The organism is Litchfieldella anticariensis FP35 = DSM 16096 (assembly GCF_000409775.1).
GTDB classification, from domain to species: Bacteria; Pseudomonadota; Gammaproteobacteria; order Pseudomonadales; family Halomonadaceae; genus Litchfieldella; species Litchfieldella anticariensis.
The window spans coordinates 1,407,110-1,430,874 of sequence record NZ_KE332377.1 but is presented as its reverse complement, the minus strand read 5'-3'; the positions used below and the strand labels follow the sequence as shown (position 1 = coordinate 1,430,874).

General features: G+C 58.2%; 21 protein-coding genes. 5 read left to right on the top strand and 16 right to left on the bottom strand.

Annotated features, from left to right (window positions below; genetic code table 11):
• Nucleotides 1-31: 31 nt before the first annotated feature.
• Nucleotides 32-1,066, bottom strand: coding sequence for a TAXI family TRAP transporter solute-binding subunit (locus L861_RS06615; RefSeq protein ID WP_016415803.1), 1,035 nt, complete (start codon nucleotides 1,064-1,066; stop codon nucleotides 32-34).
• Nucleotides 1,067-1,250: 184 nt separating this feature from the next.
• Between L861_RS06615 and L861_RS06610 the strand changes: the two genes are divergently transcribed.
• Nucleotides 1,251-1,934: a TetR/AcrR family transcriptional regulator gene (locus tag L861_RS06610; RefSeq protein ID WP_016415802.1), complete on the top strand. Its 684-nt coding sequence runs from the start codon at nucleotides 1,251-1,253 to the stop codon at nucleotides 1,932-1,934.
• 4 nt (nucleotides 1,935-1,938) lie between these two features.
• Here the strand turns inward: L861_RS06610 and L861_RS06605 are convergent, their stop codons facing one another.
• The 4 genes from L861_RS06605 to L861_RS06590 all read right to left on the bottom strand — a co-directional run bounded on the left by L861_RS06605 (nucleotide 1,939) and on the right by L861_RS06590 (nucleotide 4,604).
• On the bottom strand, nucleotides 1,939-2,847 hold the full coding sequence (locus L861_RS06605; protein ID WP_016415801.1) for a complex I NDUFA9 subunit family protein: 909 nt from the start codon (nucleotides 2,845-2,847) through the stop codon (nucleotides 1,939-1,941).
• Between the two features lie 31 nt (nucleotides 2,848-2,878).
• Entirely contained in the window at nucleotides 2,879-3,598 is a 720-nt protein-coding gene (locus tag L861_RS06600) for a hypothetical protein (protein ID WP_016415800.1), read from the bottom strand.
• A 78-nt stretch (nucleotides 3,599-3,676) separates the two neighbouring features.
• Nucleotides 3,677-3,919, bottom strand: a complete 243-nt coding sequence (locus tag L861_RS06595; protein ID WP_016415799.1) for a hypothetical protein — start codon at nucleotides 3,917-3,919, stop codon at nucleotides 3,677-3,679.
• A 19-nt stretch (nucleotides 3,920-3,938) separates the two neighbouring features.
• A complete protein-coding gene (locus L861_RS06590) occupies nucleotides 3,939-4,604 on the bottom strand; it encodes a hypothetical protein (RefSeq protein WP_016415798.1) in 666 nt (221 codons plus the stop codon).
• Between the two features lie 328 nt (nucleotides 4,605-4,932).
• Here L861_RS06590 and L861_RS06585 point away from each other — a divergent pair, with 328 nt between their 5' ends.
• A complete protein-coding gene (locus L861_RS06585; RefSeq protein WP_081645777.1) occupies nucleotides 4,933-6,594 on the top strand; it encodes an NAD(P)-binding protein in 1,662 nt (553 codons plus the stop codon).
• Between the two features lie 58 nt (nucleotides 6,595-6,652).
• On the opposite strand, the gene L861_RS06580 is transcribed toward L861_RS06585, so the two are convergent.
• Nucleotides 6,653-9,883 (bottom strand): ATP-binding protein, encoded by a 3,231-nt coding sequence (locus L861_RS06580; protein ID WP_016415796.1) that lies wholly within the window; start codon nucleotides 9,881-9,883, stop codon nucleotides 6,653-6,655.
• Nucleotides 9,884-10,158: 275 nt separating this feature from the next.
• Between L861_RS06580 and L861_RS06575 the strand changes: the two genes are divergently transcribed.
• Nucleotides 10,159-10,635: a YbhB/YbcL family Raf kinase inhibitor-like protein gene (locus tag L861_RS06575; RefSeq protein WP_016415795.1), complete on the top strand. Its 477-nt coding sequence runs from the start codon at nucleotides 10,159-10,161 to the stop codon at nucleotides 10,633-10,635.
• A 270-nt stretch (nucleotides 10,636-10,905) separates the two neighbouring features.
• Here the strand turns inward: L861_RS06575 and L861_RS06570 are convergent, their stop codons facing one another.
• The 9 genes from L861_RS06570 to L861_RS06530 form a co-directional block, all read right to left on the bottom strand.
• Entirely contained in the window at nucleotides 10,906-11,844 is a 939-nt protein-coding gene (locus L861_RS06570; RefSeq protein WP_016415794.1) for a 2-dehydropantoate 2-reductase, read from the bottom strand.
• A 60-nt stretch (nucleotides 11,845-11,904) separates the two neighbouring features.
• The gene (locus tag L861_RS06565) at nucleotides 11,905-12,801 is read right to left on the bottom strand and encodes a PA2778 family cysteine peptidase (RefSeq protein ID WP_236617047.1); all 897 of its coding nucleotides are present in this window, start codon (nucleotides 12,799-12,801) and stop codon (nucleotides 11,905-11,907) included.
• Between the two features lie 83 nt (nucleotides 12,802-12,884).
• Complete coding sequence (locus tag L861_RS06560; protein ID WP_016415792.1) at nucleotides 12,885-13,280, bottom strand: PA2779 family protein; 396 nt, start codon at nucleotides 13,278-13,280, stop codon at nucleotides 12,885-12,887.
• A gap of 264 nt (nucleotides 13,281-13,544) precedes the next feature.
• On the bottom strand, nucleotides 13,545-14,393 hold the full coding sequence (locus L861_RS06555; RefSeq protein ID WP_016415791.1) for a nitrilase-related carbon-nitrogen hydrolase: 849 nt from the start codon (nucleotides 14,391-14,393) through the stop codon (nucleotides 13,545-13,547).
• Nucleotides 14,394-14,491: 98 nt separating this feature from the next.
• Complete coding sequence (locus L861_RS06550) at nucleotides 14,492-15,373, bottom strand: glycine betaine ABC transporter substrate-binding protein (protein ID WP_016415790.1); 882 nt, start codon at nucleotides 15,371-15,373, stop codon at nucleotides 14,492-14,494.
• A 33-nt stretch (nucleotides 15,374-15,406) separates the two neighbouring features.
• The gene (locus L861_RS06545; protein WP_016415789.1) at nucleotides 15,407-16,138 is read right to left on the bottom strand and encodes an ABC transporter permease; all 732 of its coding nucleotides are present in this window, start codon (nucleotides 16,136-16,138) and stop codon (nucleotides 15,407-15,409) included.
• 4 nt (nucleotides 16,139-16,142) lie between these two features.
• A complete protein-coding gene (locus L861_RS06540) occupies nucleotides 16,143-17,303 on the bottom strand; it encodes an ABC transporter ATP-binding protein (protein WP_016415788.1) in 1,161 nt (386 codons plus the stop codon).
• 44 nt (nucleotides 17,304-17,347) lie between these two features.
• Nucleotides 17,348-18,013: an ABC transporter permease gene (locus L861_RS06535; RefSeq protein ID WP_016415787.1), complete on the bottom strand. Its 666-nt coding sequence runs from the start codon at nucleotides 18,011-18,013 to the stop codon at nucleotides 17,348-17,350.
• Nucleotides 18,014-18,302: 289 nt separating this feature from the next.
• A complete protein-coding gene (locus L861_RS06530) occupies nucleotides 18,303-21,077 on the bottom strand; it encodes a cation-translocating P-type ATPase (protein WP_016415786.1) in 2,775 nt (924 codons plus the stop codon).
• 182 nt (nucleotides 21,078-21,259) lie between these two features.
• Here L861_RS06530 and L861_RS06525 point away from each other — a divergent pair, with 182 nt between their 5' ends.
• On the top strand, nucleotides 21,260-21,772 hold the full coding sequence (locus tag L861_RS06525; protein WP_016415785.1) for a GreA/GreB family elongation factor: 513 nt from the start codon (nucleotides 21,260-21,262) through the stop codon (nucleotides 21,770-21,772).
• A 19-nt stretch (nucleotides 21,773-21,791) separates the two neighbouring features.
• Nucleotides 21,792-22,247, top strand: coding sequence for a YchJ family protein (locus tag L861_RS06520; protein ID WP_016415784.1), 456 nt, complete (start codon nucleotides 21,792-21,794; stop codon nucleotides 22,245-22,247).
• Nucleotides 22,248-22,387: 140 nt separating this feature from the next.
• Here L861_RS06520 and L861_RS06515 read toward each other — a convergent pair whose 3' ends face one another.
• Nucleotides 22,388-23,734, bottom strand: a complete 1,347-nt coding sequence (locus tag L861_RS06515) for a Na+/H+ antiporter family protein (RefSeq protein WP_016415783.1) — start codon at nucleotides 23,732-23,734, stop codon at nucleotides 22,388-22,390.
• Nucleotides 23,735-23,765: the final 31 nt, after the last annotated feature.

The following is a 23,765-nucleotide window of genomic DNA, read 5'->3' as shown; positions in this document are numbered from 1 at the left end:
CAAGTGGCGGGCCAGTGGTCCGCCATTCTCGCTAGCCTTCCTCTTGCTCCGACGTCTCTTCCTCCAAGGATTCCTCCTCTTCGGCCCAGCCCCGCTCCATGTAGTAACGCAGCGCGCCTTCATGCAGGGGGGCGGATAGTCCTTCGTGGATCATCTGCTCTGGTGTCAACACAGAGAAGGCCGGGTGGAGGGATTGGAAGTCGTCGAAGTTATCGAAGACAGCAGCGACCACGCGGTAAACCAAGTCGGGATCGGTGTTCTCGGAGGCGACCACGGTAGCACGTACGCCGAAGGTTTTCACGCCGGGAACGTTGTCACCATAAAGTCCTTCAGGGATCGAGGCGCTGGTGTAGTAGGGCGATTCACTTATCAGCGTATCGATTTCAGGGCCGGTTACATCGATGAGAGTGGCACTGCAGAGCCGGATGGCCTGTTCGATGGATGAATTCGGGTGCCCCACCGTATAGACCATGGCTTCGATTCGGCCATGGCATAGCTCCAGTGACTGCTGATCGGCAGGCAACTCATTGAGCGGGGAGAAGTCACTTAGCGACCATCCCTTGGCATCCATCAATCTTTGCATCGTGCCACGTTGCCCTGAGCCAGGGTTGCCGATGTTGACGGCCCTGCCGCGCAGATCGTTGATATCGGCGATACCGGCATCGCGGCGCACGACGACGGTAAAGGGTTCGCTGTGAACCGAGAACAGGGCTCTCAACGACTCGTCCGGCCCAGCGTCGGCAAAGCCTTCAATGCCCTCGACGGCATAATACTGCAAGTCGGATTGGGCTAGCGCAATGGGGACTTCACCTTTGCGTATGGCCTCGAGATTGGCAAAGGAGCCGGGCGAGGGGCGAGGTTCACAGGCAGTGTCCATCAGGTGGCAGATGGCTCGCCCCGTGACGTGGTAGACACCGCTCGTACTTGCCGTAGCGATGACCACATGATCGTTGGCAGTCGCTGTCAGTGACATCAGCAGAGCGGTGGAAAGCCATCCCCCCAGCATCGGTGCCAGACGCCAATCGTGAGTGGAGTGAGTATTCTTGGCTTCGTTTCCACTTGTCATGATACCTCCCGGGGGAGTGGCGGGGCTCTCTAACGTTGGTTACTCATATTTGGTTATAGCATAGCCCGGTTGACCACGATCGAAGGAGGAATCGAGGCGTGCCCCTCGTCGGCAGGACAGACAACGCCTAAGGTAGTAGCAGAAGCAAGCCAATCAGGATCAAGCGATACTCGGAGGGAAGACCATGGCCATGACGCCCGTGTACCGCCACGATGGCGCCGGACATTTCGAGCCGCTCGCCGATCGCATTCTCGAAGCCACGTTACAGCAAGCCGATGAGTATGGCTGGGATGCCGTCAGATTGACCGAAGTGGCCGCCCAGCTCGATATTCCCGCTACCACCGTCCTCGATCACTATCGCGATCTCGATGCCGTGGCCAATGTCTGGTTCTTGCGGGGGTGGCGGGCGATGCTCGCTGACAAGCCCGATGACTTCGATACCTGGCGCGCCAGGGAGCGCATCGAATACTGCATGCTTGCCTGGTTCGATGCTTTGGCAGCCCATCGTCGGGTTACCGTCCAGATGCTGCGTACCAAGGCCCATTTGCCTCACTTGCATACCTGGGGGCCAATGATCTTCGATCTCTCGCGCACCATTCAGTGGCTTCGTGAGGCTGCCAGGCTCGAGGCTCCCTATGGCACTCGTCGGGCACGGATGGAGGAGGTCGGGTTGACTGCTTTGTTTCTCGATACCCTGCGAATCTGGTCACGAGACGATACGCCTCGGCAGCAGGACACACGACATTTCCTTGCCAAGCGCCTGAAGCGTGGCGACCGTCTGATGCGCTGGGTTTGGGGGAGGTGTCTTGATCGGAGGCAGGGCGCGGCAGATCACGAAACGTCGCAGATCATTACCGACAAACCCTGAAGGATCATGCGGAATCAAGGCATGAAGGTAGCATTTCCTCAAGCGAACGCGGGGTGATGTCCAGATCGTCGAAGGTGCCGACATGTGAGCCCACTACGTTGTCTTTCTGCATGAGCATGACCTGGTTTTCCGTCAAGGGAGGCGAGGGCAGCCAGGCTGTCAGCCTGGCGAGCGTCAGCCAGACAGGGTAAGGCACGCTGAGTAACGGTCGGCGACGTCCCAGATACATCAAGGTCATCTCGACGATCTCGCGGTAACGATAGATGCCAGCACCGCCCAGTTCGAAGAGGCGGGTATCGAGCGTGATGTCATCGTTCAGTAGGCGAGATACGGCACGCGCCACGTCAGCCACGTAGACTGGTTGGAGACGGGTATCGCCCCGGCCGAACAAAGGCACTATTGGAAAACGAGAGAGCATGACCAGTGCGCCGAGAAAGGCATCGTTAGGGCCGAACAACACGCTGGGGCGAAGGATGATAGCGGAGGGGAACGCTTCGTGCACCCGCTGCTCACCATGCGCGCGAGCACGAATGTAGTTCGAGGGAGAATCGGCATTCGCACCAATACCTGAGATATGTACCAAGTGATGGAGTCCGGCTTCCCGCGAGTGTCGAGCGACGCGCTCGGCACCCTGGGTGTGAATGATGTCGAACGTCTCGTTACGGCTTGGTTCGGTATAAAGGCCCACGGCATTGACGGCGGCACTGGTACCGGCAAGAGCGCGGGCGACACTATCCTCGTCTCGAATATCGACGTTCACAAGCTCGACACTGTTGTTGGAGGCCACTTCGGCAGGAAGGTGCGGGTGTCGTGTGGCGATACGTACGTGATTTCCTGCCTGCACCAGTTCGCGCACGATCGTGCGACCCAGGAAACCGGTACCGCCGAACACCGCCACCGTCTGGTTGAGCATGCCATCAACCTCCTTGCTGCTGGTCTCCCTGCTACTTGGGTCTGGGAGAGTGTGACGAAGCTAGTTGGAGGGGCTTGTTGTGCTGAGGGCGCTGGATCAGGATGTCTACCAGCTTGGTCCCTTGCGGCACGATAGTCGAGGACTGCTCAGCTGTCATGGCGTGCCAGCCATCATCCAGGTCGAAGGTGGCGGCGGTAGTGCCTCCGGGGGGCATTTCAAGATAGATACCCTGACCTAATGATGTTTCGAGATAGGTGCCAGCGTCGTAAATCGAGGTGGCAAAGAATGCAAAGGTAGCGTTGATGGGAATACAAGCGACCGTCAATGCCGCATAGAGATCGAACGCACAATAAGGTACGGCTCCTTTTGAGCCTTGCTTGGCCAGGCCACAGCTATAACGTGGTGAAGCCGAAGCACTAGTGAAATAGATTCCGGGCAGTTCATTCGCTTGCGCGGATAGCGTTCCCGCAGGACTGACCAAGAGGGTCTGGCCACAAGCAACGGAAATCTGGCTGCCAATGGAGATAGTCTGGTTCTTGTCGATGATATCGGTGGAAATGTAGCCAATGTTCTGACTGGGAATCGGGACTTTCGTATTGCCGAGATAATCCTGTCGGCATTCCCATACGAGAGGCACGCCACTCTTGTTGGAACTCATGACGGGAAGAAACAGATAGAGCGAGTAACCGCTCGACTTGAGCTTGGTTAGGGTGTCATCGGAGAGAATGATTTCCAGGTAGGATGTGCTCATGACAGTTTCCGCCGCTGAGTCAGGCGCCCAGATCGGGCGCCTGTCATTTCGAATCGACTACTATGGACGTTGTCTCTTTTAGCCCCAACGGCAATAGAGGCTATTGGGTAGATTATTGGTGACGGTCAATTGCTGGCCGTTGACCCCTTGTACCTGATATTCCTCGTCAGGCGTCATGTTGATCGTCACCACTGGACGGACGGCAATCTGGTACATGACGGGACCGGCGACATTATGGCGGTTCTCGAGTTCCAGGTTTTCATCCAGTTGCCCTGTGGGGAAGACATGTACGGCTCCAGGAGCAATTCTGACTTCTGGCATGACGAACCCTCCTATGTGATTACGATGAAATGAGTAGCGGGACCAAGGATTCTTGCGCTTGTACCGACTTGGCCCAGGATTGACCGCCCCAGTCCCAGCCCTCATTGATATCGAACTTCACCGAGCGCGATTGCGACGAGGTCAGGTCCACGAGTACGCCGGAGCTGTAAGCCTTGTAGATGACCGTACCGGTATTGATGGTGTTGCTGGCGAACATCAGCAGCACCCTCTCGATTGGCGCGATCACGTCGAGATTGTTGCCGTACAGCGGGAATGCACACATTGGTTTGGTGCTGCCGCCGGTCTGCTGTGAGATACCGCAGGTCCAGGGAGCTTTGCCTCGATTGAGGATCGAAATAGCGTGCGGCGTGCCTTCCTGATAGACATCGACGGTGCCGTTCTGACTGACGTTCATTGTCTGCTCCAGGTCGATATCAGCGCTCGCACTGGCCTGGATCTTGCCATTGGCAATGATCTCGTCGGTCGAGATGTAGGCCTGGTACTGTTCTTCCCAGGTAATCTCTGTCTGGCTGAGAAATGAGGTGGATTGGAACCATACCAGGGGAGCCCCACCCTGGCTGGCGGTTTTCACAGCCTTGAATCCGTAGAGGGCGAAACCACCATTCTTGAGCTTGTCGATGGTGTCGCTGTTCATCGAAATATCGATCTTGTATTGCGTGGACATGACGAATACCTCCTGATGACATCGCTCCTGACTGGAGCTGGGAATACTCACCGTCGGCGATCCGATCGGTATTCATACTTCAGCATTAGTAACGTCATGTTTCCGCATCAGAAACGGATCATCGTGGGTCAGGGAGGAAGGGGATCAGAACGGTATCCAGAAAAGAGTTCGGACGTCACAGCAAGTGCTTCTTTCCTGCCTGCATAGACTGGGCCTCCCTAAGTGGAGGGATCAGTTCGGTATCATCTTTCGCTTTGTGCTTGCCAGGTCATGGCCAATGACAAACGCTGCCCATATGGCATGAGAACCCATATCAGGGAGAAAGATCATGAGTCACATACCTATCAGGGTGGCAATCATAGGTGCAGGGGTATCAGGACTGTCGATGGCCTATTACCTTCAGAAGGAGGGTCTGAAGAAGCATGGCGAGAATGCTGCGCAGAAACTGGAGATCACGCTTTTCGAGCGCAAGGCGTCACTGGGTGGAAATGCCGAGACGGTGGTAGTCGACCTGGGCATGCGGCGCATGGAGCAGGGAGTCGATGTCCCCTATCTTCGCTGGGCGGACCTGGGCGTCAACGACGTCAACCTGACTACCTACAAAAGACTCGAGGCGGTCATGCGCGAGATCGGCTATCTGGAGCATATGAAGCCTCTGCAGGATACCGAGAGCTACTTCACGCGCGATGGCCGTATCTCGTTGACCGATGACACCTATCTCCGACAAGGGGTATCCGACCCAGCCTTCAGTCTGGATCATGTCGATCACGGCCGATTGGCACCGTTGATCCAGGTCGTGCATCGTGCCGCTCTGGATCTGCTTGATAGCATTTCGCCAAGTTATACGGTGGCGGCTTATTTCGATGACTGCGTGGCCAAGCCACGTGAAATGCTGGAAGCGGCAGCTCGCGAGCTGGGAATCGCCATCGACTGGGGTGACCCTGCACTATCGGATCGGGTGCAATCGGTGAGAACGCTGATCTACTACCCACGCATCGCGGCCATGTATTTCACTGACGACCAAGGACCTGGCGACATGCCACTGGAAGCCCCGTTCCAGTATTACCGCATCCAAGAGGGGGGTGGTGAGCCTCGGCGACGCTACTTCGAGTATGGCTCTCAACGCTGGCTCGAAGCCCTGGCGGCGCATCTGGTCGAGGCCGACAGCTCGAAACCGTCGGTGACGATTCGTCGTAATGCCGATGTGCATGTGCGTATCGAGCCCGGCAAGGCGACGCTGCATGATGACTATGGCTGGTCGGCGTCTTTCGATCTGGTGATTATGGCCACCCATGCCGACGATGCGCGTCGGATCGTAACATTGAGCGATACCCTTGCACCGATAAGACAGCGCTTGGATAGCATTCTGGGTTCGGTGCGTTATACGCGCAGCTACTCTGTCTGCCATACCGCTTCCAGCCGGTTGCCACTCAACAAGAATATCTGGCGAACCTACAACATCGAGATTCGCGACCCCGGCGATACCTTCTTCCCTTACCGAATCGACTACGTAGCCAACCTGCACCAGAACGATCCGGACAATCCTGCCTATGACAGTGCTGGGCTGCCCCAGTATTTTGTCTCATTGGTGAACGATCTCAACAGCATCCCCAAGCAGGACATGCTCGACAAGGTATTGGACGCCGACCGGCTTTCTCGGGAGATGCTCGACCGCTTGCCTGAGTCGACTCGCACGCAGATGCAGGAAGGCATTCACAACTCGGGCTACAAGAGCGAATTGCCGGAACTCGATGATGCCCTGCATCGCAAGGCATGGACCTATTTCAAGCACAATGTGCTTGATGCTGGTTGTATCCAGGCCCAGCGCGACATCGATCGCTACAATGCCGATGTCGCGCACTCGTATCGGGAGGGAGAGGCGCCCTGGCCGTTACTGTTTGCCGGTGGCTGGACGTGTGGTGCTGGCCTTCAGGAACAGTGCTTGGAGCAATCGGAACGCCTTAGCCGCTGGTTGCTGGGCACTGAGTGACACTCTGCATGCCTGGAAGGGGCGTATTTGATGATGGCATGAATGTCCATGCGGGCATTCATGCCATTCTTCCATAATGCTCCATGGCCAACCGAGGCATGACCAGTGTCAGTCCTTGATCGACACCTTTTCGCCATTGTTGCAATAGATGACGGTGATCCTCCCCCGAAGAGGAGACCAGCCAAGCGGCATGGCGTTCTATCAGTTCGATATGATGCTGAGCCCAGGCACAAGGCTCCGAGGCCACAAAATCACGCAGACGTTGTGCGAATCGCCGTGCTTCCGGCCCTTGACCATGGACTAGACAGGTCTCCGCGGCAGTGATCAGAAAGCGATAGGCGTTATGCCCCACACAACCGCGATCGAGTAGTGTCCACCCCTTTTCGAGGGCGACTTGCCGCTCACTCTCGCGCTCCTCGAGCAGGGCCAGAGTACCCAGAACCCAAGGGCCAATGAAGTGGTGCAGGTGGTGGCGTTCGACTATCTGCCAGGCGGTGCGGATGAGATTGCGCGCGACGTCGAACTGCCCCTCGACCAATTTGAGACGTGCCTGGCTTTCCAGCAGGAATGCCTCGAAGCGATTGGCTCCCATGCCTCGTGCCAGCTCCAGGCCGGTCTCGACATGCTGTGATGCTGCCTCGGGGCGTGCTTGTGACAGCAGGATCCAACCAGCTGTCAGGCGAGCCACGATTTCGGCTCGACGGTTCCCGACTCGCTCACCCAGCTCGGTAGCTACTAGGGTATCTTCCAGGGCTGCCTGAGTATCGTTGGTATAGATGCGCACCGTTCCCAGCATGAACAAGTTGGAGGCCTCCAGGTCGGCATGACCATGTTGCCGGCAGAGTGCCACGCAGCGCTCGAAGACCCGGTGGGCACTGAGCATATGGCCTTCAGCATAGTGGGAGTCTCCCAAGCCACTCAGGGCCTGTATCTCTGTCGTCTTGCCTTCGCTGGCACGCGCTTCCTCCAGCGCCCGCTCCTGATATTCCCGGCAGCGGGAGAAGTCGCCGCGCGGAAAGTAGATGTTGCCCTTGAGATAGTAGATTTCAGCAAGAGCTGCGTGAGCTTGCAGCTTTCTAGCCTCAGGCAATATCCGGTCGAGCAGGCGCTCTTCTTCATCTAACTCATCGAGCAAGTTGAGAGTTCGGGCCAGACCGATACAGGCGTCTATCAACGCCTGGTCGTTGGCGGCCATGTGTCTGGCGGCATCGTAATGAGTGCGGGCTTCCTGGGTGAGCCCCATGGCAACGCAAATCTGTGCATGCAACATCTCAAGGTGATAATCGTCGCGTGGCGCATAATCGATTTCCTGACATTGTTGCAGCAAAGCCAGGGCCGAGGCGTGGCGGTGTTGGCTCAACTGAATCTCGATGGCTTCCACAAAGGCTCCGGGAGCTGCCAGGGCGCGTGCCTTGTGCAGGTGCTGAGCACGCAAGGTCGCGTCTCGCTCGGCGTAATACTGCGCCAGTCGCAGGTGCATTCGATCGCGCTGCGTTCGTGGGATGGATTCGTAGATCCCCTGCATGATCAGGTCATGTACGAACAAGTAGGTTTCGTCGTCCAGGGGGCGGACCAAGTAGTGGCGCCGGGGGAGTTCAGGGCGGTAGTCGTGGAAGGGCAGGAGTGCACGCAGTGCCTCGAGCGTGAAGCGTTGGCCAATGGTGGCTGCTGCGCGCATCGCCTGGCGATCTGGTGTGGCGAGTTGGTCGAGTTTTGTCTGTACCAGGTTCTTCAGGCTGGCTGGCAGTGAGCCGCTCTGATGGAAGAGCAGCAATTGAGTGAGAAACAGGGGATTGCCCTGAGAACGAGTCACGCACTGGGAGACGTAACTTGTGTCGAATTCGCCAAATTGAGTGGCCAGGGTCTGGGCTTCGGGCTGACGCAGAGGGGCCAGGTCAATGAGCGTCAATGGCTGATCGGTGAGAAGTGGCCGTAGTTTCGTCTCCAACGGGTCCTGTTCGATACGTGAGGTCAGCATCCAGATTACCGGTGCGTCACGAACGTCCTGCAGCAGTGTAGCCAGGGTCTGGAATAGAGTGTCATCGGCCCAATGCAGATCTTCGATCACTAGTACTTGCGGCCGCTCGATCGCTTCCCGGAGAATCAGTTCGCGCAAGGCCGCACGTTGCCGCTCCACGCGAGTGTCATAGGTCATCGCGGCATAGACACGTTCATGTTCCGGGGGCTGGGGCAGACCGAGTAAGGGGCGAAAGACCATGGCATGGTCGTTTGGGAGACGCAGCCAGTGGAGTCTTTCCCGAAGCTGGCGTTCGGCGGCGCTCGAGCCTTCCGGCAGCTTCAGTAGTGAACGCAACAATTGAGCAAGGGGGCTGTCATCGGTGCGGGTACCGAAGTCCAGCACCGTGGCGACATGCAGGTCTGCGTCCTGCTGGTGTGCCATATCGATGAACTCGGAGACCAGTCGTGTCTTGCCGATACCAGCCACACCGCGCACATAGAGGATATGGCCTGTCTGGTAGGTACAAGTGGTTTCCAGCACGGCTTTGAGCTGACTGACCTCGAGATGGCGGCCGATGAGGTCGAAGCGCGAGGCATGATCAGCCTCCAAGGGGCCTACGTAGCGCATGAAGCCTTGCTGCAGTTTTTCATCGAAGACAAAACGTTCGACGAGTTGCACGGCGAGCCCATGTTCTACCCATATCGATGGTGTCGATGCCAAGGATGGCGTTGGAAGGTCGGGAGCAGTCAACGGTGTTTGCTCGGTGGATGGCCATTGCTGGGTGGCGAGCCGAATACTGCTGTCAGGAAGGCGGTCATTCGCCAGCAGGCGTGAGATAGCGGTAGCGCATTGCAGGCAGCGCAAGGCGTCACTGCGATAGGCACGTGGCACTCCAAAGATAGCCTCGAGCAGAGTGGCGCTGGTGGATTCGCATAGGGAACCGCCAAATTGCTCGATATGCTGACCGATGTCGCGCACTACGTGTTTGGTCAGTGTGCTGGTGACAACCGAAAGACGGATGACGTTGCGGCTTTCGTTGTCATCCATTTCCATGTCTTCGACAGCTGACGGCGAAGTCGAAGCAGGGGAAGTATGGGACTCTAGTGCCTCGACCTCGACCTCGTAAATGGTTGCCAGGTGGCGGGCGGTGCGGTACAGCACCGGTTTGCCACTTTCGGCGCGCTTTATCGAGGCGATGGAAACGCACAGCCGTTGATCGAAGCAGCGTTGTGCCAAAGCTTCCTGACTTAGTCCTAGGTGTTTGCGCAGTTGCTTGAGATGCTGTGGGTCCAGCACCAGACGACCGTCGTGTTGTGTTATCCCTGCCAAGGTGCACCCCTTCTTGTTAGACGTTCTTTTTTGATTTTCTCGGGCTGTTCCCTTTCTACCGCGATGCTTTGAACCATAGTCTGACACAGTCTGCCGTCCAGTCACCTTGGCCGTCCCTGCGCTGGCCGATAACAAGGGGTTTCGGATGTGCTCATATCGGCAGTGGCGCCGTCGCGTATCGGGTTTTCATGCCAGGTTACCTGCTCTCGTTGACAGGATGGCGTCATCTCTTCGAATGTAATGACGTAGCGAACGCAAAAAGGAGGAAGATCACGATGGCATTTGCACTATCGACCATGCAGTTGACAAGTTCCGCCTTCGAACCGCAGACCAGGATCCCGACCAAGTACACCGGTGAGGGCGACGATGTTTCACCGCCACTGTCCTGGCACGATGCACCGCAGGGTGCCAACGCCTTTGCGGTGATCTGTCACGACCCCGATGCGCCGTTGGTCCAGAATGGTCTATATGGTTTCGTGCATTGGGTACTGTACAACCTGCCGGCTTCCACCACGCAGTTGGAGGAAGGCACGAGTGAGGGCACCACCGGGGGCAACGACTTCGGCAAGCAAGGCTACGGTGGCCCTATGCCTCCGGGAGACCATGGCCTGCACCGGTACTACTTTTGGGTACTGGCTCTGGACAACGAACTCGATCTGCCGGTCGGCCTCAGCCTAGGGGAATTCCTGAGTAAAGCTGAACCGCATCTGCTGGGCATGAACCGGCTGGTAGGCACTTACCAGCGCGACTGAGAAGTGCACGACATCAAGCATTAAGCCTTGTTTAAAAAATTTAAGGAAGCGCTTAATAAATCGACGAGCGGCGTCAAGCACAAGGCGCCCGGAGCACAGAACCGAGCGCAGCGACAAACATCCGAAGGATGGCCCCGGAGGGGCGAGAAACCGCAGGTTTCGAGTCAACCGGAGCATATGGGGTTATATGTGAGGATTCCGACCGGGCTGGCGCACCAGCACCGCGCAACGCAGTGATTGAGTCGCGCAGGCATTTATTCAGTGTTTCCCCTAAAAATCTTCCACGCCCCGGGCACGCATTTCCTGGGGCAGAAGTGCGGCGTGGATCACGGCGTTGACCGGCGTGGCCACGCCGTATTCAATGCCTAGTCTTACCACGGCTCCGTTCTGGGATTCGAGTTCCGAAGGCCGTCCTTCCAGGATATCGCGCTGCATGGAGGCGGTGCTCTTCTCCGGCAACGCATCAATGAGTTTCAAGGCTCTTTCCACCGCGTTGTTGGGCAGAGCAACCCCCTTGGCTAGGCCAACGCGATAGATCTCTTCCAGTATCTGTTCGATCGTGCGACGGGTGTCCGGCACGACTCGTGTGATGCCTATCGGAGCTCGCGTAATGCTGCCAATGCCGCTCATGGCGCAGATGAACAGAAATTTGCTCCATATCGCGACCTGGATATCGTCGGCGATTTCGGCTTCCACACCGGTCGCGCGGACAAAAGCCGCTTGCAGGCGTTGTGTGCGCTCACTGATGCGATTGTCCAGCTCACCGATACGCACGAAAGGATCGATGCCGGCATGGCGAATCACCCCAGGACCTTCCCTCCAGGCCAGGATGCCGCACAGGCCGCCAACTACGTGTTCACGACCGAGTATGTCAGCTAGTTGATCGGCAGCCTCGACACCGTTTTCCAGAGGCACCACGAAGGTATCGTGGCCGATCAACGGCTGCATTGCCTCAGCGGCATCCACGACTTGCCAGGCTTTCACTGCGACGATCACGCAGTCCACTGGACCGACGCTCGCCAGGTCGTTGGTGACCTTGGCTGGCGCGATGGCGAAGTCGCCGGCAATACTGTGCACATGCAATCCACTGCGTTGGATGGCGCTCAGGTGCTCGCCGCGTGCGATGAAAGTCACATCTTCACCAGCCTGGGCCAGGCGACCACCAAAATAGCCGCCTACGCCACCGGTACCATAGATTGCGATACGCATGTCGTGCCTCTGAACAATAACCTGTTGAATGGCAGCTTAGCCCACCCATTGAGCATGGCACTAGAGCGCGGTGGGGCCCAGACGAGCAAGGGCCCCACGGGCGTCGTCTTGCCAGCGGCCAGGCAACTCAGCGGCTTGCTGTAATGCATGACGAGCTTCGTCGAGCTTATCCAGGCCCTCCAGCGTCAGACCCAGATTGAGCCAAGCTACCGCCAGATCCGGACGTTGTTTGGTCGCTTCGCGGAAGGCCTCCACGGCGCCATTGGGATTGCCATCGGCATGTCGGGCGTTGCCAAGAGCGAACCAACCCATGGCGAACTCCGGCCAGCGCTTCACCGTAGCCTGCCAGGCGGGTAGCGCGGCATGGGCATCGTTGGCGTGTTCAAAGGCGGCGATGGCGTCCATGGCCTGCTCGGAGTCGATGCTGGCCGGCAGTTTGCCTGGGGGCAGTGCGACGAAAGCCCAATACCCGCTGCGCGCCCAGGTGGAATCGAAACGTTTGAACGATTCGAGGCGCGCCGCTTCCATGCCGCTGTGCACTGTCATGACCTCCTCATCAAGGTCATAGCCGATGGCAACGGCGTAGTGCCACAGGGGCCAGGCTGGCAGTGACAGGTTTTGCATCACGACTACCGGGTTGCCGGCAGCCAGTTCCGTGAACAGAGATTCGAAGCTGCCATCTATCACGAAGCCGATACGTCCATAGCGGCGCACGGTGGCCAGCATCTCCGGTTGGACGCTGCCTTCACGGTTGGGCAGGAAAACCTGGGGAATCAGGGTATCGACGTCCACATCGACGCCACTGGCATTGAGTACCATGGCCAATGAGGCGGGGCCGCACTGGTAATCACGCTGGGAGTGGAAGGGGACATCGTCGAGTCGTACCCGTTCGGGTACCCCCATCTCCGCGGGGCCTGCCAAATGCGGGCCGGTGGCACAACCGGCCATTGCACTCATCAGGAGTATCAACAGCAGAACGCCCGCATAGCGGGCGTTCGCTGACAACCTCGTTGTCACTTGATTAGTCATGGATTGCAGTATCAGCGCGTGAACGGGAAGACATTGGTCAGACCGAGAATATCGGTTACCAGCAGGATCACGAAGATGAGCACCAAGGCACCGACCACGCTGGCACCGGCGGGCAGGTCGTCCAGATGATCGGCCATCTGGCTGACTTCCTCGTCGGACAGGGCGGCGACACGGGCTTCGACATCGGCTGGATCGACCCCCTGTGCCAAGAGCTGTTCCTGAACATCCTGGCGGGCCAGAAGTGCGTTGATGCGTTCGCGGTCGCTACGCACCTGATCGGCCTGCATGGCATCCTGCGTCGATACCAGTGGCGAGGCAGACTGAGGTGCGGCGGCGGCGACTGGCAGACTGCCCAGTACCAGGAAGGCGATCAACAGTGGGCTGAGGATTCGTGTCAGTTTCTTCATAGGATGGGTTCCTTACTTTTGGGATTGGCTTCCGGCTTTCAAATGATCCTTGGGACCAACTGTCCTTCATCCACGCGATGCGGGGAAAAGCCGATTCATCGATGAATGCGCTCGCTTGGTCGCCAACAACGGCCAAGCTCCATCGCCGTCATTTAAATCAGCGTTTCCCTATCTCAGTATAGAGGCAGATCGCCATGATTTTCATGCCTTTTTTCATACCTCTCGTCACCTTGGCCGTCTGTGGGCCGGTGTGGTATTTGCCCTTCAGCGATATCCCTCCATCAACGCGCGTATGAGCGGAGTGTCAGCATCGCGATGCGTAGGCAGCTCGAAGCGTGCCTTGGAGATAGCCATGCGTGACAGTTCTGCCGTGATCAGGATTTCTTGATCGCTGTCTCCAGCCTCGGCCAGGATCTCACCGCCTGGGCCCAGAATCCTCGAGCCACCCCAGAAATGATTGTCCCCCTCGGAGCCGAATCGGTTGGCCATGATGACGGGTGTGCCGTAGGTCATGGCATAGAAACGCACATTTAGAGCCCAATTCTGTTCATTGGAAAAATCTTTGCTGACGATACCGGAAGCCGAATTGATCGGCGCACAGAGCACTGTTGGGCGAGGCAGTAGCGCCGCATGTACCAGCGCAGGGTTCCACAGGTCGGCACAGATCAGTTGAGTAGCCGACCAGCCAGGACGGATTGGTGTATGGGTGAGTTCGTTGCCGTGAGTGAACCACTTGCCTTCTTCCAGGCTGCCGTAGGTGGGCAGGTTGAGCTTGCGGTGCACGGCGAGGATTTCGCCATCCTGGAAGATCGCCAGGGCATTGTAGTATTCGCCGGGGCTGGCCTCTTCGACGAAGCCGATGACCGTCTGCATCTCACCACAGGCTTTGGCCAGACTGGATAGCCGTGGATCTTCCAAGGGCATGGCCACCTGCATCACCCGACTGCCCAAGCCATAGCCGGTTAGCGAGAGCTCAGGGAACACCAGTAGCTCCATGCCTTGGTCGCGGGCTTCCGAGATGACCTCGTAATGGCGCTCTAGGTTGGCATCGACATCGGCTAGGGTGGTATTGATCTGTGCCGCGCCAACGCGGAGATTGTCCTGATAATGCATGGCGGGATCTCCTTATGGATCGTTCGACGCTCGACGACGCAGAAAGCCGCCTGCGGGCGGCTTTCAGGATAGGTGGAGTGTGGCAGGCTTGCAGTGTGTTACAGCAGTTCATGCTCTTCGAGAAAGCTTTGAGCGACGCCTTCGATGGTTTCGCGCTCGACGTCGACTCGGGCATTGAGTTCAGCCATGGTTTCGTCGTTGAGCAGCTTGGAGAGTGCATTCATCTGCTCTTCCAGCTCCGGGAATTCCTCCAGGGTTTCTTGACGTACGACGGGCGTCAGGGCATAGGCCGGAAAGAAATTTTGATCGTCCTTGAGGACGTGGAAATTGAAGGCGGGAATACGTCCATCAGTCGCGAATACCAAGCCGACATCCACTTGGCCGTCGCGTAGTGCCTGGTAGACCAAGCCGGAATCCATACGGCTGATTTGGGCACGATCGACACGGAAGTCGTAGGCTTGCTGCAGCGGCCGCCAACCGTCCTCACGGGCATAGAACTCCGCATTCATGGCAAAGGTCAGTGGCTTACCGTCGTTGACGGCCTGAGCCAAGTTGGAGAGTGTCTCGATGCCACGCTCCTCGGCGTCGTCCTCGCGCATGGCCAGAGCATAGGTATTGTTAGCATCCGAGGGCTCGAGCCATACCAGTCCTTTTTCGGCATCCAGCTCCTTGACACGCTGATAGGTTTCTTCCGGTGATAGCGACTCGGTAACGTCGTTGTAGTTGATCAGCGAGGTGCCGGTGTATTCCCAGTAGAGGTCGATCTGGCCGTTCTCCTGAGCCTGGCGCAGTACCGCCGAACCCATGCCGACGCGACTATCTACCTCGTAGCCCAGGTTCTCCAAGTATTGGGTAGTCATGCTGGTAAGGATTTGCTGCTCGGTGAAGTCTTTGCCACCGACAGAAATCTCTTGAGCTTGGACACTGGCCAGGGAACTGGCTAGTGCCAGGCCGATGAGGGTTGTCATCAAGCGTTTCATGGTTATTGTCTCCTTGCGCATGGAATAGACATATCAGGCACGTGAGGGATTGACCCCACGCGGTACGACGAGGAAGGCGATGGTGGCGATCAACGCATCGACGATGATCGCCAGTAGGGCAGTGGGAATGGCACCGGATAGCATCATCACGGTGTCGTAGAGAGCGATACCAGTGAAGATCAGTTCGCCTAGCCCACCCGCGCCGATCAGGAACGCCAGCGGCACCGTGCCCACGTTGATGGTCAGTGCGGTGCGAATGCCGGCGAAGATCACATAGAGAGCATTGGGAAGCTCCACTTTGAACAGACGCTGGATGGGCGACATGCCGATACCGGCGGCGGCTTCCATCAGTGCTGGCGAGACGCCTTTGAGCCCGGCATAGGTATTGCGGGTAATCGGCAGCAGGGTGGCGACGAACAAGCCGAATACCGCCGGCACGGTACCGATACCGAGAAAACTCATCGACAGGGCCAGCACTGCCAAGGTGGGAATGGTGGTACCCACATTGAGGACTTGCATCAGCGATTCAGCCCAGCGGGCCATGCTGGGCCGCGATAGCACGATGCCCAGTGGGATGGCAGTGGCGATGGCCAGGCCGCCGGAAACGGCAGTCAACCATAGATGCTGACCCATCAGGAACTGAACGTCAGGCAAATAGAACAGGAAATCATCGATCAGTCCGCTCGCCTGGCTCCAGGCCCCGGAGAAGAAGATGGCGATCAACAGCAGTGCGCGCAGGGCCCCTTTCATGGTCTGAATGGGCATAGGCTCACTCCCCGGTGGTGGCGTTGGCCTCGCGGATATCGCCTTCGCGGGCACGGAAGCGCGAACCCAAATGACGGGTCATGGCCCGTTGGGTGATCTGGCCACAGACCCGCCCTTCATCATCGACACAAGGCAGCCAGGTCGTATCGTGGGCAAACATCAGCGATGCCACCTTGCGTAGGTCGTCCTCCAGGTTGACCGTCGCCGGTATATTCTGGAAATGGTCGCGGCAGTAGCCTTTGGTGGTGCGAGCCACCGAACGGGTGATGATCCCGGCCGGCTGGCGTTGGTCGTTGATCATCAGTATCGAATTCTGATAGCCGAAGTCGTCGATCTTTGCCAACGCCTTCTCGAGGGTGTCGCCAGGTGTCACGGTGCCGATATCGTCGGAAACGATCTCGCGTACCTTGACCAGATTGAGTCTCTTGAGCGCCCTGTCCTCGCCCAGAAAAGATTCGACGAAGGCGTTCTTCGGTGCAGCCAGCAGGTCGTCTGGAGTGGAGTACTGTACCAGCTTGCCTTCGCGGAACACGGCGATCCGGTCGCCCATCTTGATCGCTTCGTCGATGTCGTGACTGACGAACATGATGGTTTTATTGAGTTCTTGCTGCATCTTGAGGAACTCGTCCTGGATCACGGCGCGGTTGATCGGGTCGATCGCGCCGAAAGGCTCATCCATCAGCATTACCGGGGGGTCGGCGGCGAGTGCCCTGGCTACGCCGATGCGCTGTTGCTGGCCACCGGACAGCTCACTGGGATAGCGCTTGAGAAAGGCATCCGGCTCGAGAGCAATCATCGCCATCATTTCGCGGGCACGCTCCTTGTAGTGTGCCCTGTCCCATCCCAGCAGCTTGGGCACGACAGTGATGTTCTCCTCGATGGTCATATTGGGGAACAGGCCGATCTGCTGAATTACATAGCCAATATTGCGGCGTAGCTCCTGGGTATTCATGCCGGTGGTGTCCTCGCCGTCGATGTACACCTTGCCGGAGGTTGGGCGGATGATGCGGTTGATCATCTTCAGTGTGGTGGTCTTGCCACAACCGGAGGGGCCAAGCAGGATACAGATCTCGCCAGCGGACACCTCCATGCTGATATGGTCGGCGGCTACCACTGCACCCTTCGGCGTGTCGAAGACCTTGGTCAGGCTATCGAGTTGAATCATGGGTCGTTCCTTGTCGGAATCGCAGTCGTCAGGGAGAGGTGAGGTCAAGCGGTGGAGACCGCTTTCTCCATCCCCTTGGGCGTGAGCCACTTCTGTACCGCCAGCAGTGCGTAATCGACGATGATCGCCAGCAGGCTGACCGCGACGGCGCCGACGATGAGCTGGCGTGGGTCGGACTGTGAGATCCCACGGCTGATGAAGGTGCCGAGGCCACCGGCGCCGATGTAAGCGGCAATCGCCATCACGCCGATATTGAGTACCACGGCGGTGCGGACCCCAGCCATGATCACCGGTACCGCCAACGGAATCTCGACCATGCGCAAACGCTGGTTGGGGCTCATGCCGATACCGCGAGCGGCTTCACGCAGGGCAGGATCGACATTATTGATAGCTGTGTAGGTGTTACGAATGATCGGTAGTTGCGAATACAGCAACACCGCGATGACTGCCGGCAGATAGCCAATCCCCTGGCCGATGAGCGATAGAATCGGGATCATGATGCCGAACAAAGCGATCGAGGGAATGGTGACGATGATCGAGGCCAGATAAAGCACACCGCGTGCCAGGCGTTCGCTCTTGGTGATGGCAATACCGATGGGCACTCCGGTCAGCGTGGCGATTCCTACCGCTACCCCGACCAAGGAGATATGCTCGATCGTTCGGGTCAACAGCAAATCGAGATTATTCAGAGCATACTGAAACAGTTCCAATCGACGTCTCCTTTGTTGTCTTTTATGAGGTGCTGGACGACGGTCCCCGGCGATTGGTCGGCGGAGACGGAAGTGTCATGGCCGAATCGTGCTTACCGGGTCAGGGGAACCGTGTGGATCGCGTCGGAACTTGGTAAGTCTAGCAGAGCGCGGTATCTATTTGTTTTAGAAATGAATTGCGATCTGTCATTACTATTATTAATGATGCTGATGCACTGTGCCGGATCAAGTCATTCCCCTGGTCAGGGCAGCGGTGGGTGGGATCATCGAGAATAAAGGCGGGCCACCGTCACGACGCCTTGGTGGCTCCATCCTTCGTTTCGTGGTCGATGTTCTCGCTTGCTTTCATGTGGTGGGCATTCTTGTTGCGCAATACCCACTTTTCCAGCTCTACCAGTAAAAAGAGTGTCGTGGCGGCAGCCAGAATCATGCTCCACTGAACCAGGGAAAGAGAATCGCTACCGAACACCACTTGCATGAAAGGTAGGTAGGTCCATGCCAGTTGCAGCGTCATCACCAAGCCAATGGCGATCCATACCGGCCGGCTGCCGAAGATCCCAGCCACCGACAAGGTGCTGTTGAACAGAAAGCGGCTATTGATCAAATAGGCGGCACTGCCCAAGACCAGCATGTTGACTGCACCGGCGCGTGCTTGCTCCTCGCCGCCCCCTTGTCCATGGAGGATCCAAGAGAATATCCCGAACACACCAGCTAGCAGCAGGATCGATACGAAGGTCACTCGCCATAGTAGGAACAGATCAAGCAAAGGGGCTGCCGGATTGCGGGGAGCGCGGCGCATCAAATCCGCTTCACTTTTTTCGAAGGCCAAAGCAAGGCCTAGGGTAATCGCCACCACCATATTGACCCATAGTGCTTGCAAAGGCGTCACCGGGAGCTGGGTACCAGCCAGCACGGCGAGTAGGATCGCCAGGCCTTGGCCGCCATTGGTTGGTAGCAGGAAGGTGATGGTCTTGCGGATATTGTCGTAGACCTTGCGCCCTTCTTCGATGGCACTGACGATGGTGGCGAAATTGTCGTCGGCTAGTACTATCTCGGCGGCCTCCTTGGCCGCTTCGGTACCTTGGATACCCATGGCCACACCGACGTCAGCCCGCTTGAGTGCCGGACCATCGTTGACACCGTCGCCGGTCATGGCGCAGACGCCGCCCTTGGCCTGCATGGCCTTGACGAGACGCAGTTTGTGTTCGGGAGCGGCGCGGGCGAATACATCCACCTTGAGGATGTTGTCTTCCAGCTCGGCATCGGACATGGCTTCGATCTGTTTACCGGTCAGGGCGAGGTCGGAGTTGACGAACCCTAGTTGCCTGGCAATGGTTTGAGCGGTAATCGCATGATCGCCAGTCACCATCACGGGGCGAATGCCGGCAGCCAGGCAGCTCTTCACGGCCGCTATGGCTTCATCTCTAGGTGGATCGAGCAAGCCCACAAGTCCCAGTAGCACCAGACCTTCTTCGGCATGGTCATCGGTTAGATCCTCAATGGCCTCGCCATCTTTCTCAGCCAGTGCCAGCACCCTGAGCCCGCGGGAAGAAAGGGTATGAATACGGCTCTCCCACTCGGCATGGTCCAGTTCCATCTCCTTCTCGCCGATACGTACCTTGTGGCACATTTCCAGCAACCGGTCGGGTGCGCCCTTGACCACCAGGCGGCGTTTTCCATCAACCTCATGAAGGGTAGCCATATACCTGCGTTCGGATTCAAAGGGGATGGCATCGTGGCGCGAATGATCATTACGGAGTATGGATGCTTGCAGTCCGGTTTTGGCAGCCGCCACTACCAAAGCGCCTTCGGTGGGGTCACCGTGGATGTGCCAGTGGCCTTCTTCCTCGACCAGTTCGGCATCGTTGCATAGGACTCCTACCTTCAAGAAATGGCGCAGTGTGGGGTGGTCGGCGCTAACCAAGGTACTGGCAGCGCCGGCTTCTCCTACCCAGTGGAAATCACCTTCCGGGACGAAACCCACGCCTTCGACACGGATTTCTCCTTCAGGCAGCCATATCGCCTGGACAGTCATTTCATTCCGGGTCAGGGTGCCGGTCTTGTCGGTGAAAATGGTCGAGATCGAGCCAAGGGTTTCCACTGCTGGCAGACGACGAATGATGGCATTGCGCTTGGCCATGGCCTGCACACCAAGAGCCAGGCCGATGGTGACGATGGCAGGCAACCCTTCGGGAATGGCGGCAACCGCCAGGCCAACACTGGCCATGAACATGGCGCTGGGCGCGTAGTCATGCACTACGATACCGAATATCCCTGTCAACACCGCGGCGCCGAGGATGAACATGGCCAGCACCCGTCCAGCGCGGTCGAGTTGGCGCAGCAGGGGCGTCTTGAGCTTCTCAACGTCGCGCAGCATTTCAGAGATGCGGCCGATCTCAGTGTGGAAACCGGTTTCCACCACCAAACCTTGAGCATTGCCTTGGACCACGATAGTGCCGGCATACGCCATGCTAGAGCGCTCGGCCAACTCGGTCTCTTCAGTCACCGCTGCAATGTCCTTGTCCACTGCTGCCGACTCGCCGGTAAGGGCCGCTTCCTCGGTCCGCAAGCGGTGGGCCGTGACCAGTCGTAGATCGGCAGGAACTCGGTCTCCGCTTTCCACTATCACGATATCGCCCGGTACCAGCCTCTCTGCTGGAATGACTTGGCGGCGACCGTCGCGAATGACGTTGGCCTGCGGGGACAGCATGTCACGAATGCTTTTCATGGCCTGCTCAGCTTTGCCTTCCTGAAGGAAGCCAATCAATGCGATGATGGTCACGACACCGAAAATGGCTGCAGCGTCCAACAGGTGGCCGAGCCCCAGACTGGCGATGGCGGCAAGGATCAAAATGACGATCAGAAGATTGTTGAGCTGTGCGAATAGCCGTCGCCACCAAGGGCGGCTTTGCTCTTGACGTAACTGGTTTGGGCCGTGTTCGGTCAAGCGCCGCTCGGCTTCACTATCGTCCAGTCCGTGAGGCGTGCTCTTCAGGCACGATAGTGCCTCGCTGGCTGATATGGCGTACCAGGCGGTATGTGATGCGGGAGTCCGCTCAGGCATTCTTCACCTCTTGAAACGGGACGCCTTTCGGTGGCATGTGAATCGATCTATAGATGATGTAGCACAGGCCATGTTGCGGTGCAGTGATCCAGAGCAAGGAATGGCTCGCAAGCTGCGCTGATAGTGAAAAAATAACCGGCCCCGTTAACGAAGGGGCCAGCCTTCAGACCTGGAGGTCCGAGATGAGCAGAGCCTTTACCCGAGAAGACGATGAGCGTCCTGAGGCGCCGCCGGAGCGCGCCATCAGCGATCAGCCAAATTATATGACTCAGCGTGGTTACGAGGCGATGCAGCGCCAATTGGCAGTACTGCAGCAACGGCGTGAAGTATTGATGGGGAGTGAGGCACTGGAGCGAGAGAGCGATTTGGCTCTTGTGGAACGTGATATCCGTTATTATAACGCCCGCTTGGCTTCGGCAATCGTTGTGCCGCCGCAGTCGACAGCACCAGAGCAGGTGGCTTTCGGAACCCGTGTGCACTTCGAGGATGAAAAGGGCAATACTCATTGCTACCGGATCGTAGGCGAGGATGAAGCATTGGCTTCCGCTGACGAACAGCCCGAGCATACCACCCGGCTATTGAGTTGGGCTTCCCCCCTCGCCAGGGCACTGATGAGATCCAGCGTGGGCGATAGGGTGGTATGGCCTCGACCATCCGGCAACCTGGAGATTGAAGTCACGGCGATCGAGTCGTGAATCAGCGGTAACTTATTCCATGCTTGATACGATTCGCGTTTGTCCCTGTGGTAGTGGTCGTGATTATCTGGCTTGTTGTGGCGCCTTCCATGAAGGTGAACTGGCGGCGACCCCGGAGGCACTGATGCGCTCCCGCTTCAGTGCCTTCGCGCTGGATCGCCATGACTACCTGCTGGCTAGCTGGCATCCGAAAACTCGTCCGGACAGCATCGAGACGAATGGCACTATACAGTGGATGAGGCTGGAAATTCTCGGTTCCGAAACCCAAGGTGACAGCGGTAATGTCCACTTTCGCGCGACCTTCCGTGAGGCCCGCCATTGGCAAGTATTGGAAGAGAATTCCCGCTTCGTCCGCGAAGACGGGCGTTGGTACTACCTCGATGGCGTTCCGAGCGTCACTCGACTGAAGCCTGGCCGCAACGACCCTTGCCCGTGCGGGAGTCAGCGCAAGTTCAAGAGTTGCTGTGGGCGGTGAGGCAGCTTCCTTGCTGCCCTGGTTGCGAATTGAATGGCCTGTCCAGCGGTAAGCCTGCGAGGGCGCTGTAGACCCTTCTCCGGACGCTACTTTGCCATCCTCGGCAAATGGCCCTCGCTACGTCTTGCCCCCGGCGCTCATTAAAGTGTCATGGCGGCGAGCCAGCCGAAGGCGATCAGCGGGATGTTGTAATGCAGGAAGGTGGGCACCACGCTGTCCCAGATGTGGTCGTGCTGGCCGTCGGCGTTGAGTCCGGCAGTGGGCCCCAGGGTCGAATCCGAGGCTGGTGATCCGGCATCGCCCAGGGCCGCGGCGGTGCCCACCAGGGCCACGGTGGCCATCGGCGAGAAGTCGAAGTTGATGGCCAGCGGCACGTAGAGCGAGGCGATGATCGGGATCGTCGAGAACGACGAGCCGATGCCCATGGTGATGAACAGGCCCACCAGTAGCATGATCAGGGCGGCCAGCCCCTTGTTGTCACCGATCAGGGCGGTGGAGCTCTCCACCAACGTTTCCACCTCACCGCTGGCCTGCATCACGCTGGCGAAGCCCGCCGCCGAGATCATGATGAAGCCAACCAGGGCCATCATGCGCATGCCTTCGGTGAAGATGCCGTCCTGCTCGTGCCAGTGAAAGACACCGCTCACCGACAGCAGGGCGAAGCCGAAGATGCCACCGAGTACCATGGAGCCGCTGACGAGCTGGGTGGCCACTGTGCCTCCCAGGGCCACCGCCAGCACGCCAAGTTGCCAGGGTTTGAGATGGCGGGCCGCCTGGGCCGGGCTCTCGTCGCCATGCGCCAGGTCGAGGTCCTGATACTGGCGCTTGCGGCGATAGCTGAACAGCAGGGCGGTCAGCAGCCCCAGTGCCATGCCGCCAATCGGTACGATCATGGCCGTGGGGACCATCGCGGGGGTGACGTTGAGCCCCAGTGAGGTACCCGCTTCATTGAGGTTGGCGAGCAGGATGTCATGGAGGAAGATCGAACCGAAGCCCACCGGCAGCAGCATGTAAGGGGCGGTGATGCCGAAGGTGATCACGCAGGCCACGGCACGGCGGTCGAGCTCGAGGTGGTTCATCAGCTTTAGCAGTGGTGGCACCAGTACTGGAATGAAGGCGATATGCACCGGAATCAGGTTCTGCGAGCTCACCGCGGCGGCGAGCAGGGCCGCCAGCAGGGTATAGGTGACCATGCGGCGGCTGCCGCCCGATTCGTCCAGGTGGAAGCGGCGGATCGCCCGACTGGCCATCAGCTCGGTGATGCCGGAGCGGGAGAGGGCCACCGCAAAGGCGCCAAGCACGGCATAGGAAAGCGCCACGGTGGCGCCGTTGCCCAGGCCTTCATTGAAGGCGTCGAGGATGGCGTCGAGTGGCATGCCCGCATAAAGCCCGCCAACCAGGCTGGCGACGATCAGGGCGAAGACCACGGAAACGCGGGCAAGACTCAGGGTAACCATCACCAGGATGGCCAGTACGACGGCATTCATGATTGTCCTTGATCTTGTCGTTGGAGGAGTA

Bases quoted from the DNA above. Each gene is read 5' to 3' on its own strand.
- L861_RS06615 (WP_016415803.1), bottom strand. From the start codon at position 1,066: ATGACAAGTGGAAACGAAGCCAAGAATACTCACTCCACTCACGATTGG.
- L861_RS06610 (WP_016415802.1), top strand. From the start codon at position 1,251: ATGGCCATGACGCCCGTGTACCGCCACGATGGCGCCGGACATTTCGAG.
- L861_RS06605 (WP_016415801.1), bottom strand. From the start codon at position 2,847: ATGCTCAACCAGACGGTGGCGGTGTTCGGCGGTACCGGTTTCCTGGGT.
- L861_RS06600 (WP_016415800.1), bottom strand. From the start codon at position 3,598: ATGAGCACATCCTACCTGGAAATCATTCTCTCCGATGACACCCTAACC.
- L861_RS06595 (WP_016415799.1), bottom strand. From the start codon at position 3,919: ATGCCAGAAGTCAGAATTGCTCCTGGAGCCGTACATGTCTTCCCCACA.
- L861_RS06590 (WP_016415798.1), bottom strand. From the start codon at position 4,604: ATGTCCACGCAATACAAGATCGATATTTCGATGAACAGCGACACCATC.
- L861_RS06585 (WP_081645777.1), top strand. From the start codon at position 4,933: ATGAGTCACATACCTATCAGGGTGGCAATCATAGGTGCAGGGGTATCA.
- L861_RS06575 (WP_016415795.1), top strand. From the start codon at position 10,159: ATGGCATTTGCACTATCGACCATGCAGTTGACAAGTTCCGCCTTCGAA.
- L861_RS06570 (WP_016415794.1), bottom strand. From the start codon at position 11,844: ATGCGTATCGCAATCTATGGTACCGGTGGCGTAGGCGGCTATTTTGGT.
- L861_RS06565 (WP_236617047.1), bottom strand. From the start codon at position 12,801: ATGAGTGCAATGGCCGGTTGTGCCACCGGCCCGCATTTGGCAGGCCCC.
- L861_RS06560 (WP_016415792.1), bottom strand. From the start codon at position 13,280: ATGAAGAAACTGACACGAATCCTCAGCCCACTGTTGATCGCCTTCCTG.
- L861_RS06555 (WP_016415791.1), bottom strand. From the start codon at position 14,393: ATGCATTATCAGGACAATCTCCGCGTTGGCGCGGCACAGATCAATACC.
- L861_RS06550 (WP_016415790.1), bottom strand. From the start codon at position 15,373: ATGAAACGCTTGATGACAACCCTCATCGGCCTGGCACTAGCCAGTTCC.
- L861_RS06545 (WP_016415789.1), bottom strand. From the start codon at position 16,138: ATGCCCATTCAGACCATGAAAGGGGCCCTGCGCGCACTGCTGTTGATC.
- L861_RS06540 (WP_016415788.1), bottom strand. From the start codon at position 17,303: ATGATTCAACTCGATAGCCTGACCAAGGTCTTCGACACGCCGAAGGGT.
- L861_RS06530 (WP_016415786.1), bottom strand. From the start codon at position 21,077: ATGCCTGAGCGGACTCCCGCATCACATACCGCCTGGTACGCCATATCA.
- L861_RS06525 (WP_016415785.1), top strand. From the start codon at position 21,260: ATGAGCAGAGCCTTTACCCGAGAAGACGATGAGCGTCCTGAGGCGCCG.
- L861_RS06520 (WP_016415784.1), top strand. From the start codon at position 21,792: ATGCTTGATACGATTCGCGTTTGTCCCTGTGGTAGTGGTCGTGATTAT.
- L861_RS06515 (WP_016415783.1), bottom strand. From the start codon at position 23,734: ATGAATGCCGTCGTACTGGCCATCCTGGTGATGGTTACCCTGAGTCTT.